Origin of the sequence: Dyadobacter sp. 3J3 (assembly GCF_009801115.1) — a bacterium.
In the GTDB taxonomy this organism is placed as follows: Bacteria; Bacteroidota; Bacteroidia; order Cytophagales; family Spirosomataceae; genus Dyadobacter.
Window position 1 is genome coordinate 203226 of sequence record NZ_VTOL01000001.1, and the last position, 13248, is coordinate 216473.

Consider the following 13248-nt stretch of genomic DNA (forward strand, 5'->3'; position numbering starts at 1 on the left):
GATATCTGGCTAGGGCTATTTTTTAATTGTTTTTGGAACCACACGGAAATTGTCAAGCGAAATATCCGCATCAAGATCGCCGCCGCCGTGAAATAGTAACCGGGTGTAATAGCCAGCCGGACTTACCGCCATTTTTACACCTGCCGCTTCGTAGCTTGCAGCAATCTGTTCAAAAGGTATAATCACTGTTCTCCACTCGCCTTTTGTGTCATACGGCGGCGCCCATTGGTAAGCGTCCGTCACAAAATCACTGCTCAATCCTACATTGATTTTCAACATGTTGTTATTATAAGGCTTCACCGTATTTACCTCAAATTTCAGGTTATAATCGGCTGGTTTAAGAATGGCTTCATCCGGGACATTTTTGCTGATAGCACCCATGGCATCCGGCGGACCGCCCGCAACTTCTTTCCAGGCCCATCCGGCAATAGCTTCTTTTACGCGGATATAATTCCCATTAATAGCCACCGGATCACCTTCTCCTGGTTTGGTAACAACATATTTCTCATTCCACCAACCTGTAAAAGGATCGCTGCTCAGGAAAATATTGCGGTTGTCACGGAACCAGAAATCTGATTTTGTTTCACCGAAATTCGTTGTAACAGTAATTTGTCCGGCCGCCGCTCCTGCGGGTACCCGTACCCTGACCGTTTTTGCTTCAACCGAAACAATCTCACCTTTTACCCCACCTGCAAACGTGACGGTCAGAGGCTCATAAAAATAATCTCCGCTGATTGTAGCAACATCACCCGCCGCAACATATTCGCAAGCCATACTGGCCAGGGCCGGCTCACTGATCTGCACTTTAAAATCGTGCTCCAAAACTGCTCCGCCCGAAAATACGATCTTCATTTTGTTCGTGATATCCTTCGGAATAACGCTGGGAATGCTAACCAGAATGGATTTACTCGTTACATAAGTTGGTGTCAATGAGGCTCGCTGGTCATTGAACCAGATTTCCGAAGCGTCCTGTAAATTTTCCCCGACAATCGCGATCAAAGTTCCCTGAAAAGCGCCCACCAAAAGCGAGTCTGATGATTCAGGTTTGGTAACACGGACATAGGTAATACTCGGAGCACCGCCATTTGGCAGATCATCTTCCGAGCAGGAAATTGTAAAAACTGCCATTCCGCATAGTATTGCGAACAGCACAGTGAATTGATATATAGTCTTCATTGAATGATTCTTTTTGATACAAAAACAGAAATTATTTTTTGTAATAATCAACCGCCGGTTTTTGAAGATTAGGCGCCTGGCTCAACTCCGCCGAAGGAATCGGTAAAAGGAAATTTCCGCTGTTCGCAATGATCGTCCGCTCGTTGGTCGCCCACGCTGTTTTGGTAAATGTCCAGGATGTCGGATTCGGAAACTGATCCGGTGCCGTAAAGAAAATTCCACGATCCTGCGAATTTAAAATAGCGTAAGCCTTGGTTGGGTTGTAATAATGAAGACTAACCAGATCGTACCACGCCATACCCTCCATCGCAAACTCGACAGTTCTTTCTTTGAAAATCACGTCAAAAGTTAAAGGATCTTCAACAGCAGGGAGTCCGGCACGCATGTGCACTTTATTAAAATAGGCAAGTGCGGTCGGGTCCGTAGTCGATGCATTATTTCCCAAAACAGCCTCTGCGTAAATCAAATACATCTCGGCGAGACGCATCATATAGGTATCATTTCCATAATTTTGAGATGCTGCCAATCCACCAACATCCTTCGCTTTTCCGGTGATGTATTTTTTGATAGAAAGGAAATTATTATCTGAACCTGTGAAAGGAAAAATCAGCTTTTGTTCTCCTCCCGGAATAGTCTGGGTGATCTCAGGATAAGAAGCACCCGGAAGCATGAAAGTCGCTTTCAACCTTTGGTCCAGCGTTCTCCCCTGCATACCGGTCGCAGTCGCTTTGATCCCGTCATATTGGCTGATCATCCACCATGTTGCACTTTTGTCCCCTCCCCAACCGTCTCCGTTGCCAATGTCAGAACTGTAAGCCAGGTAAGCAGGCGATGTATTTTGCGTTCCGTATGCGCCGGGAGAATACACCCATTGCAGCGAAAACAGAGATTCCGGGTTGTTATCATAAGGAAAAAGAAAAAGGTCCGAATAGTTTTTCATCAAAGAAGCTCCACTCTTTGTAATCACCCGTTCCGCATAATATTTTGCGCTGTCCAAAAACATCTGACTTCTTTGTCCGGATCCATTTGATTCCACACCGGAACGATTCAGATAAAACCTTGCAAGCATACCTTCTGCCGACCATTTTGTAATTCTTCCCGGGCGGATCGGCGTTTCAGGCAGATCATTTGCGGCTAAACGCATTTCACTGGTTATGAATTTCCAAACACTTTCCGGCGTATTTCTGGTTACGGTGGTATCTGACAAAAGTTTTAAATTATCCTCAATAACCGGCACAGCGCCCCAGTTCATCACCAGAAAACGGTAGGCCAGTGCACGAATAAAACGTGCTTCAGCAATAGCCATTTTTTTAACAGTCGGCGAAACGGCTGTTCCAGCAAACTGGTTGATGTTATTGATCGCAAGATTTGACTGGCCGACTACAATGAAAAATGATCGCCACGCGGAACCGTTTTCAGGTGTGTTTCCTGTTGTATTGAAAAGTACATTCCCCCGGTCATTATAAGCAGAAAACGCAGTTCCCGCCCGAAAATCGCCAAGATTGTAGGATGCCTTGTCGTTATAGTCAAACCAGACTTTGCTATATAATAGCGCAGTAGAGGCTAATACCTGGTCGTCGGTTTGATAAAAACTGGCATCTACGATCGAATCTGTTGGAGGCCTTTCCAGAAAATCTTCCTTACAGCCCGATAAAATAAAAACCGGGATCAATACCGCAATCCAGTAGTATATATGTTTAATCGCTTTCATGTTTTTCAAAAATTAGAAGTCTAAACCCAAACTAAAAGTATAAACCGGAGTTAATGGATAACGTCCATAATCCAGACCAATCGCCTGATTTCCAGCGCTCGCATCTCGGGACACGTAGGCTCCAACCTCCGGATCAAATCCGGTATATTTTGTGAACGTTAAAACATTTTGCGCACCAAAACTCACCCGGGCTCCTCTTACGATTTTTTGTTTTGATAAAAATGCAGCAGGAACATTGTAGGTCAGCGACACATTTTTCAGCCGGATAAAAGAACCGTCTTCTACCCATTTGTCTGTGTGGCGTGTGAAATTTCCGTTTGGTCCATTGGAAATTCTGGCCACGTCCGTTCCCGGATTTGCCAGTACCACTTCCCCAGATTCATTGGTAATCGGCTTTGCATAATCCATCGCATGAACCAGAAGATTACGGCTCAGATTGATATTGCTTGCATTGGTATTAAGCTTGCCAAGATAATTGTAGATATCATTTCCATAGGTACTGGTGAATAAAACGCTTAGGTCAAACCCTTTGTAAGAGAACGTGTTAGTCAGACCGGCAAATGCTTTTGGCCATGGATTTCCGATCGCCGTCTGGTCATTTTCATCAATTTTCCCATCCCCGTTCAGATCTTTAAATTTCACATCACCCACCCAGATATTGTCGACATTCGTCGGGTAACGATTTCCGTTGTTGTCCACCGGCACCGCACTGGCATCAATTTCCTGAATCGACTGAAAGATTCCTTCCTCCTGGTATCCTCTGAAAAGCCATGGTGCTTTACCCACTTCCGAACGCTGCGTCCAGTCCTGCATCCACCACGAGGTACGATCTACGAAAGCGTTTTCAGAATAGAACGATTTGATCTTGGTTTTAAAACTTGAAACGTTAAAACTGGTTTCCCATTTGAAACCACCTTTGTTGATGTTGGTCGTGTTGATCGTAAAGCCAAAACCTTTGTTCTGTAACGCACCAATGTTGACCGTTGGTGAGCCTACTGCACCGTTTCCGTTTGTTCCCATATACCAGGGAAGCGGTTTTTCCATCAAAAGGTTGTCCGTATTTTTGACGTAATAATCGAACTCAAACTGGATCCGGTTATCAAGCAAACCTACGTTGATACCAAAGTTATTCGTTTTGGTTTCTTCCCATTTAAGTCCCGGATTACTATATTTTGTGGGCAGAAATCCTGTTGAAGTTGGCGTTGCGCCAGTCCCCATAGGAGAATAAATTCCGCCACTTCCTCCCTGATTTCCAGTGATTCCGGTTTCAAATCTCAGTTTCAGGTCGCTGATTGCCGGTACATGGAAAAACGCTTCCTGTGAAACTCTCCATGCGGCCGAAACCGATGGAAAAAAGCCCCATTTATTATCTGCTCCAAAATTGGCAGAACCATCCCGGCGCACCGTTCCCATTACGATATATTTGTCAGCATAATTGTAATTAAGCCTTCCCAGATACGATTCCATCGCCCAGTTTCCCGAACCGCCTGAGTTGCTCGATGTAAGCGCGTCTCCTGCGGCCAGATCGTGAATGTCATTGGTCAAAAATCCTGTTCTGGTTGCACCTACATTTTTCCAGTCAGATTCCTGTGCTTCATGGCTTACCATCACGTTGATATTGTGTTTGCCAAAAGATTTTACATATTCCAAAAGCTGATTCCAGTTCCAATACGTATTTACACCCGTGCCGTTGGTAAGCGCAGCTGAAACATTTTTTGCCCAGCCGATTGAATACGTCGGGATGTAATAAGTTGAATTTGAATAGCCAACATTGGTATTAAAGGAAGACCGAAAATTCAGTCCTTTTGCAATTTCAATACCCAGATTTAACCCGCCCAAAAATTGTCTTCTCAACAATTTGTTCGTGGTAAGGTTTGCAATCGCAATCGGATTAACAGGCGCAAACTGGTTGGCACCGTTATTAAGATCACCACCGCCCCAGGATCCGTCCAGGTTTTTTACTGGTACTTGCGGCGTTAACTGCAATGCGCTGGCAATGACATTTTCCTGACTCGTTGTCAGGTTATCATTGGTTTGGTTGAAGCTCAAATTTGCTCCAAGTGTCGCCCATTTTCTTGGTTTGTTATCAAGATTAAGACGGAAACCATAACGGTTGAAACCAGAGCCCAGCGCAACGCCATCCTGTTTCAGATATTCACCCGACAAATAATAAGTGGTTTTATCATTTCCACCGCTCAAACTAAGCTGGTGTTTGTTCATCGGCGCGCTTTTAAAAAGCTCTTTTTGCCAATCTGTACCTTTTCCCAGCAAAGAAGGATCGAGAAATTCTGCTGGTGTATTTCCACCGGCGAGCTGATGATACTCACCCACCATTTGCGCATATTGCTGCAAATTCATTACGGTAAGCGGCTCAGGCGCTGTTTGCACACTATATTGATAACCATATGATATTTTAGTATCACCTGCTTTCCCCCGTTTGGTCGTCACGAGCAATACACCGTTTGTAGCGCGTGAGCCATAAATTGCCGTTGCGGAAGGACCTTGCAATACTTCGATTGATTCAATATCAGCAGGGTTTAATCCAGCAAGCGGATTTGACGAACTTTGTGAACCATAAGCAACAGAAGTTCCTGGAATCTGCACGCCATCTACCACATAAAGCGGTTCATTGCTTCCACTAATGGAGTTTACACCACGGATATTAACTGAAATACCGCCGCCCGGCTGGCCGGAGTTTTGCGTAACATACACACCCGCCGCTCTTCCCTGAATGGCTTGTTCAATCGTGGTATTAACGGTTCTTCCAATATCTTTTGCAGAAACGGAAGTTTGCGCTGTGGTAAGATCGGCTCTTTTCATTTGTCCATAACCGACAACGACCACTTCTTCCAGTGCTTTGGTATCAACCAGAAGCGTTACGTCTAAAACGCTTTTAGTACCAACCGGCACTTCTTTCGGTAAATATCCAACGAAAGAAAATATTAAAACCGAACTTGTACCCGGAACTGAAAGTGAAAATCTTCCGTCAGCGGAGGTCGTTGTTCCTTGCGGCAAACCTTTGATCACAATACTAACGCCTGGAAGCGGTTCACCTTTATCATCCGTCACTTTACCCGAGACATCAACCGCAGTGAGCAGATATCCCGATACTCTGTTGGATAAAAGGCTTGTCGGGCCGATATCACTTTTTGCCAATACAGCCGTTGGAAGGCTTTCCTGTGTATTTACAGGTACATTCGTTTCAGCTGTGGGTTTTCTCTTTTTTACAACAATCGTTTTGTCGATAATGGAATAACTCAGCGGCTGGTTTTCGAATACGCGGTCCAGTACCGATTTCAGTTCTTCTCCATTGACCCGGATATTTACCGGCAAGGTATTTTTCAACAAGCGGTTGTTGTACAGGAAATTGTATCCTGTTTGCTTTCTGATTTCATTAAATACTTTTTCAAGACTGCTATTATTTTCATTAAGTCTAACGGTCTGGGAGTATACGCCCGCGCTGACTTGCATAAAAGCTACCAGAAAAAGCAAAGCGGTGAGCTTCATAATTCTTGCTATTTTGAGTTTTGAGCCTCCAGGAAGCGATCTCTTTTTTGAGCAGACGCCGCCTGAAATTATGCGGGCAAAGCCGCATTGATAAAGTAAAGCATATTTCATACTTTTACATTGTTGAGGTTAATTGTACATGTTTCGTGTTTCGCAATAAATACCGGGCTGGATTTTTAACCTGAATCTTTCTGCTGTACTTTTTTCCTGCCAGGGAATCAAGTTTGGCTGATTCCACTTCGGACTCCACTCCGAAGTGTTTTTTTTGGTCATCCGGCAAACTTCCGTCAGCTGTCGTCCATTTTTTATGTTTTGGTTAAAAGGTTTGAATTGTAGTACGATGTGGCTAGTTTTTTATTCCAGAGCTGTAACTTCCACTTTTTTGTTTTTTATAGTAAATTTCACTCCGCCACCTTCTTCCAGAATATTCAGCACACTGGAAATCGCAACTTTTTTGGAAACATATCCGGTAAACTGGTCCTGCGGAAGCGGCCCGCTATACACAACATCCAGATCATACCACCTTGAAAGCTGGCGCATTACCTCCTGAATATCGGTATCTTTAAATTTGAAATAACCTTTCTGCCAGGCTACCGCACTTTCGGTATCAGCTTTCTCCACTGATATAGCGGCTTGTTTCGGCTTAACAATAGATTGTTCACCCGGTTTTAACCTCACAGTTTCCAAAGAGACTTTTCCGTTTGCAATCGTTGAAACTTTTACGCTGCCTTCCAGCAATGTTGTTTTTACGACAGACTCATCTCTATAAGAATTTACATTAAAATGTGTTCCGATTACTTCAATCATCTGGTTATTGGAAACCACCCGAAAAGGAACGCGCTTGTTATTAAGGCTCATACTTGCCACTTCAAAATATACCTCACCGGTAATCTCGACTTTTCTTTCTTCCGCACTAAAAACAGCGGGAAATCGGATGGAGGACAAAGAATTCAGCCAAACTTTGGTACCGTCTGAAAGGCTGATCTGGTATTGACCTGCTTTCGGTGTTGTGATCTGGTTGTAGATTCCAGACTTATTTGGAACCTGATGTTCGCCTGTTTTTTGCTTTCCATAAACCAGCTGCCCGTCCGTCACCTTATTAATTTTTATACCGGATTGACTGGCAATCTGCCCATCGACTGCTTCATTCAAATTAATTACCGATCCATCAGACAGTGTTAGCATCGCTTTATTTCCTCCCGGTGCGGCATCCGTCGAAACTACCTCGCTGGCAATCTCAGTTTTTGATACTGATTTATGCAGAACTACATAATAACTCCCGATGCCCATAAGCACCAACACCGCGGCAGCAGCAAATCTTCGGAAATTCCACCAAATACTAACAACTTTGATTTCCTCTTCATTGTCCAAAATTTCATCGGCATCAAGCTGATCGATCCTGGCTTCAATTTTCCCGATCAGATCTGCGTGATTATCGAAAATAACCGATTCGGTATTATTATTTAAAAGAAGCTGGTAACGATCCATCACTTTCCTCGCCTCACCCGGGGAGATAGCATTGAACCATATCAGAAAAGCCTGGTGCTCTTCTTCGGTATGGCGGTTTTCCGCATACTTTTCCAGAAAGGGGTAGTAATTTTCTTCCATATAGTGAGAAGACGGATTGGCTTGATAAAAGAACCCCTCACTATTGAAATTATTTTTACTTTTTTTTGAACTTATTGAATACCAGACAAGAAATACATGAAAATTACCATATCCGTTGTCATTTCGCCATGTTTCCGAAGATACTCTTTAACAAAACTGGTGGCAGCGTAAAGTTGTTTTTTCACAACCGATTTCGAGATTGAAAGCTTCTCGGCAATCTCATCCAGCGATAATTCTTCTTTTGTTTTAAGCTCAAAAATCTGTTTTCTTTTTTCAGGAAGCTGGTTAATAGCATCCTGTGCAAGCTGAAAATATTGACCGTAGATAATTTCTGAATCCGTCTGAACTGTGCTTTCCTCAGAAAAAGGGCCTGTCAAATTTCGATATCTATTTTCCGTCTGCTCCCTTCGCAGATGATCCATCAAAAGATTTTTTGCTGTTTTAAAAATATAGGGCTGAAAGGATTGTACATACAAAAGACCTTCTTTTTTTTCCCATATCTTCACAAAAACATCCTGCACAATTTCTTCGCTAAGCTCCCTTGACCTTGTAAAAAGAAAAATATACCGGATCAAAGAAGAAAGATGGCAAGTATACAAACTTGCAAAAGCCTCCCTGTCGCCACTTGCGCAGCGCTCCAAAAGCCCTCTCTCTTCTGTAAATTCGGTCATGGGTGGATTTACCGTCAAAATATTTTCATGCATTAAAATATAAAATCATTAAGCTGGCAATCAGGATTTGACATTTGTGTCTTTAAATAAAAATCAAATATTATATTTATTCTGCAATTAGTTCTATTGAAGTTAAAATATTCTTATTAGAATGGAAAGAAACCTAAAATAATAATCTCCTCACAAAATACAGGCTTGTATGTTTAATGGATAAAAAAGTATTATTAAATATTCCCAATTGGAGTGAAAGGTCTTTTTAAAAGAATATGCATGAATCCGGAAGCCGGGGCGGTGAAGTAATCTAATTAAAAAACAAGTTATTTTCTGTTGAAATCATGATTGTCACGCCTAAAAAAAGCAAAAGTATAAGGATCTCAACGATTGATCGTCATGGTCCTTATACTTCACTTAAAACTGCAATTAAAAAGCCGATTTTTATTTCACCCGTTTTGCTATTGCATCAAACATACCTAACAAACTGCCTTTAAGATTGTCTTCATCAACTTTTTTCAGGTTGATCGTTACATCATAACCTTGCGTGTTAAATGCCAGATCTAATAAATCAGCACTTTCGTCAACTGTCACAGGTACTTTTTCACCCGTTGGCTCGGCAGGATTCGACATCTGCCCAGTCAATTTACCATCTGTTCTCACCAGATCTATAATCATTTTGGAATCTCCGTTTGGCGTTCCTATGACGGTAACTTCCCACTTACCGGCAAAAAAATCAGCCAGTGCCATGGATTGAGAATTACCGTTAAAAACAACGCCCAGTGTTAAAAACAAGCAGATTAAGTTTAATTTTCTCATTGTTTTGTTTGTTAAAATTGATGTTAAACAGTTATTATAATTATTGTTTGAAATGCTTCTTTATCCGGATAAGCGTCCTCTGCAATCTATTTCAAGCGCATAAGAATCATTGATAACTTATTTTAATCCCTTCACGCGGTTGGATTCTTCTTTTCCTATCATTTGAAAAGATTTTTCATATCCAGGAAAATTAAGGCTGCATATTTTCCAAAAGCTTAAATTCAGCTCCTACAATGATCATCAGTGAGTGCTCCTCTGCTTTGGGATTTACAAAAACCAAATAAACATCGTGTAGATTTGAATCTGATTTTTCCGGATTCTTAATGGGTATTTTAAGCGTAGTTGTCTTAAAATCCAATGCTTCCGACGGCTCCAGAAAATCGGATACCCCAAGTAAGCTACCCGTTGGACTATCCATTCGTAATTCCACCTTCCCCCCTGCTGCATTTAGCTGAGCCTTAGGAGCCATTGCCAGTAATTGTAAATCAGCGATAGCATTTAAGTCAATTTGTTTTAGAACCATGTAGGCACCGGGCTTGGAGGCTATGGCCAGATTCATGCCATTGTTGGAAACCTTCATGATGTTATCATAGTGGTCAAAACCATGCACATCTATTTTTGAATTTCGAAGTAAAAATGACTCTTCTGATTTTACAGATGGAAGGCCGCCAGCACCAGCATCTTCGTAAGCAGCTCTGACAATATAAATACCCTTTCCTTTATCACCGGCCGGGACTTTCGCAACATAAGAACCTTTTACAGGCAACGATTTTTCTTTGGATTTTTCATTTGTAATGTTCATAATGTACTTAACCATTTCCGAAGCATCAGCACCCGATAATTGGGGATGCGCCGCCATTGGTGTTTCACCCCAAACGCCGCCGCCGCCGGAAATTACTTTTTTGGTCAGTTTTTCAACCACCGAATTATCGCCTTTATACTTTGCAGCTACTTCACTATAAGCAGGACCGATCGACTTTTTGTAAGCACTATGGCACGCCTTACAATCACTAGCTTCAATTAATTTTTTCCCGTTCGCAAAAAGGGCGCTGGCATCCGCAGAACGATGTCCCTGAGCAACAGCGATCTTGTCAAAACCCTCCGGCAGATAGTCGATATTGACTGCAACCTGCTCCGGATCGATACCATTATTCAATGTACCGTCTTCTTTGTCACTTACTCTAATATCATAATGAAAAGGCTTGTTCGCTGCATAAAACGATTTATTGCTACCCGGCATTTCCAGACTTAAAACGGGTGGTTCATTCCCAACTGTAATTTCCATTGACTGAGCGCTGATACCTCCTTTGCCGTCGTTAACAGTCAATGTTGCTTTGTAAATACCCGTTCTGGTCAGTGTCAGGTTTGCATCAGAAGTGTTTACAACTTTTTGAAAACCATTTTTTGAGGAAATTTTCCAGGAATACTTCAACTCGTCATCATCGGCATCAATCGTACCTTTGGCGTTAAGTTTAAGAAGCATCGGCGCTGAACCGCCCATTTTGTTTGCTGCAATTTGCAGCTTAGGTTTGCGATTTCCCCCGTTATACTCAATCCTGATCAGCCGGGCATCGTTGTTGGCAGAAAACCAGCCTGTTCCGTATTCCAGCATGTACAAATCCCCGTTTTCGGCAAACTCCATATCCATAGGATTAGAAAATTTGTAGCTGGGCATAAAGCGTTCCATGGATTCGTAATTACCAACTTTGTCCATTGTTACCGCCATAATCCAACCTCTCATCCAGTCGTAAGAAAGCAGCTTACCATTGTAATAATCCGGAAAAACACCCGGTGCTTTTTTGAATTCATCAACATAAAAAACAGGCCCTGCCATTGCATTTCTTCCCCCGCTCCCTACCAATGGAAATTCTTTTGATACTGCATAAGGATACCAGATAAATGCTTTTTCTGCCGGAGGAAGCACCTTCAAACCCGTATTATTAGGGGAAGTATTGGAAGGTGCATTTGCATCCCATTTCTCCAAAGACTTTTTATTCGCAAAATCGTACTTGTTGTAAGCTTTATTGTCTCCTACAAAATGCGGCCAGCCAAAATTTCCCGCCTTACGCGCCTGTCCGACCTCATCATGGCCCGCAGGACCTCTGGAGGAATCGGGCTTGGATGCATCCGGGCCAACCTCTCCCCAGTATACGTAATTTGTCTTCTGGTCTACGGAAATACGGAAAGGATTTCTGTGTCCCATGGTATAGATTTCAGGACGGGTCAGGGCTGTGCCTTTTGCAAAAAGGTTACCTTCCGGAATCGTGTATGTTCCATCAGGTTGCGGTTTTATACGTATAATTTTACCACGAAGATCATTGGTATTCGCAGATGATTTCTGTGCATCCCATGCGCTTCTGCCCTCTTGCTCGTCGCTTGGACTGTAACCGTTGGAACCATGCGGATTGGTATTATCACCGGTTGACAAATACAGGTTACCTGCTTTATCCCAGGCAATTGAACCACCTGTATGGCAACATTCCTCCCGCTGGGTGGGTATATCCAAAAGTATTTTTTTTGATCCCATTACTAATTCGTCACCTTTCAGCTCAAACCTGGCCAATACATTTTTGGGCTCTTCCGGGGTGGAATAGTAAAGATAAATCCAGTGATTTTGAGCGAAGTCAGGATCTTTGTTAAGGCCTAAAAGCCCGTCCTCAGCCGTCGTCTCTTTTCCTTGTTTATTTTTGTATTTTAAACTGACCGGGATTTTAGCAATCGTTTTCAGTTCCTTCGTTTTTGTATTGTAAATCCGTAAATCTCCTTTGCGCTGAATGAACAGAATTCTACCATCGTTCAGGACGCTCAGCTCCATCGGTTCATCCAGTTTTTCTTCAAGTATCACTTTTGTGAAACGGTTTTCTTCGGGTTTGGATTTTGTATAATCGAGTAATTTTGGCGCATCTCCACCAGCTGCATACTTAATTCCAGCCCATAGGTGATTTATAAAAAGGGGCTCGGAGAATGTTTCATCCGTATGTCCCATGGCTGTATAAAATGAGCGTCCGCCGTCAAAATCCTGATACCAGCTGATTGGATGAAAATCAGGATTTTTACCGCCCTGGTAACTTTTTTCGTCAATATTCAGGACCACATTTATTTTGGGAGAAATATCTTTGAAGCTGTAAAACTCATCCTTACGTTCAAATTCATCCGGCATTCCCTGCGTAGCCCAATGATTTCTTTGCGTCACGATAAATTTTCCATTTTGCACATTGCTGGGAGTCATTGGATGATCCAGAAAGTACGCTCCGGCCAATTTTCCGTACCAGGGCCAGCCGTATTCAGTATCCGTGGCCGCATGAATGCCCACATATCCTCCTCCCGCCTGAATATAACGTTCAAAAGCAACCTGTTGCTCATCATTTAAAATATCGCCCGTGGTATTCAGAAATACTACTGCATTGTACTTTTTAAGATTTTTGTCATTGAACTGTGTTGCATCTTCGGTAAAAATCACAGTAAAACTTTTTTCCCTCGCCAGCTTTGTCAGCGCTATTTTACCAGCTCCAATCGATTCATGCCTGAACGATGCAGTTTTGCTAAAAACAAGAATGTTAATCGCAGGCGTCTGGCCATAAGCAAAATGACATGATAGATATAAGCTCAGGCATATCAGCCTGAATAAAGTCTGTTTTACATACATCCTGAAAAGCATTTAATTTATGGATAAGCAAAAGTATAATTTTTTTCTATATTGTCTATAAATTAGACAATAAATATTTTTATGTTATAAATTTGTATTATACAAGTTACAGTGATTTA

7 protein-coding genes are annotated in these 13248 nt (G+C 42.4%); all 7 read right to left on the reverse strand.

The features are described 5' to 3' along the window. Positions 1 to 15 precede the first annotated feature (15 nt). Positions 16 to 1176, reverse strand: a complete 1161-nt coding sequence (locus FZF08_RS00885) for a glycan-binding surface protein (protein WP_159466738.1) — start codon at positions 1174 to 1176, stop codon at positions 16 to 18. A gap of 31 nt (positions 1177 to 1207) precedes the next feature. Then, on the reverse strand, positions 1208 to 2887 hold the full coding sequence (locus FZF08_RS00890) for a RagB/SusD family nutrient uptake outer membrane protein (RefSeq protein ID WP_159466739.1): 1680 nt from the start codon (positions 2885 to 2887) through the stop codon (positions 1208 to 1210). A 12-nt stretch (positions 2888 to 2899) separates the two neighbouring features. Next, complete coding sequence (locus FZF08_RS00895) at positions 2900 to 6505, reverse strand: TonB-dependent receptor (protein WP_229216373.1); 3606 nt, start codon at positions 6503 to 6505, stop codon at positions 2900 to 2902. Positions 6506 to 6748: 243 nt separating this feature from the next. Continuing rightward, positions 6749 to 8002 carry a FecR family protein gene (locus FZF08_RS00900; RefSeq protein ID WP_159466740.1) on the reverse strand — a complete coding sequence of 418 codons (1254 nt, stop codon included), beginning with the start codon at positions 8000 to 8002 and terminating at the stop codon, positions 6749 to 6751. A 71-nt stretch (positions 8003 to 8073) separates the two neighbouring features. Next, the gene (locus FZF08_RS00905) at positions 8074 to 8706 is read right to left on the reverse strand and encodes an RNA polymerase sigma factor (protein ID WP_159466741.1); all 633 of its coding nucleotides are present in this window, start codon (positions 8704 to 8706) and stop codon (positions 8074 to 8076) included. Positions 8707 to 9108: 402 nt separating this feature from the next. After that, positions 9109 to 9483 (reverse strand): hypothetical protein, encoded by a 375-nt coding sequence (locus FZF08_RS00910; protein WP_159466742.1) that lies wholly within the window; start codon positions 9481 to 9483, stop codon positions 9109 to 9111. Between the two features lie 190 nt (positions 9484 to 9673). Then, positions 9674 to 13129 (reverse strand): ThuA domain-containing protein, encoded by a 3456-nt coding sequence (locus FZF08_RS00915; protein ID WP_159466743.1) that lies wholly within the window; start codon positions 13127 to 13129, stop codon positions 9674 to 9676. Between the last annotated feature and the right edge of the window lie 119 nt (positions 13130 to 13248).

Excerpts from the sequence above, each read along its gene's own strand:
- FZF08_RS00885 (WP_159466738.1), bottom strand. The coding sequence starts at position 1,176 with ATGAAGACTATATATCAATTCACTGTGCTGTTCGCAATACTATGCGGA.
- FZF08_RS00890 (WP_159466739.1), bottom strand. The coding sequence starts at position 2,887 with ATGAAAGCGATTAAACATATATACTACTGGATTGCGGTATTGATCCCG.
- FZF08_RS00895 (WP_229216373.1), bottom strand. The coding sequence starts at position 6,505 with ATGAAATATGCTTTACTTTATCAATGCGGCTTTGCCCGCATAATTTCA.
- FZF08_RS00900 (WP_159466740.1), bottom strand. The coding sequence starts at position 8,002 with ATGGAAGAAAATTACTACCCCTTTCTGGAAAAGTATGCGGAAAACCGC.
- FZF08_RS00905 (WP_159466741.1), bottom strand. The coding sequence starts at position 8,706 with ATGCATGAAAATATTTTGACGGTAAATCCACCCATGACCGAATTTACA.
- FZF08_RS00910 (WP_159466742.1), bottom strand. The coding sequence starts at position 9,483 with ATGAGAAAATTAAACTTAATCTGCTTGTTTTTAACACTGGGCGTTGTT.
- FZF08_RS00915 (WP_159466743.1), bottom strand. The coding sequence starts at position 13,129 with ATGTATGTAAAACAGACTTTATTCAGGCTGATATGCCTGAGCTTATAT.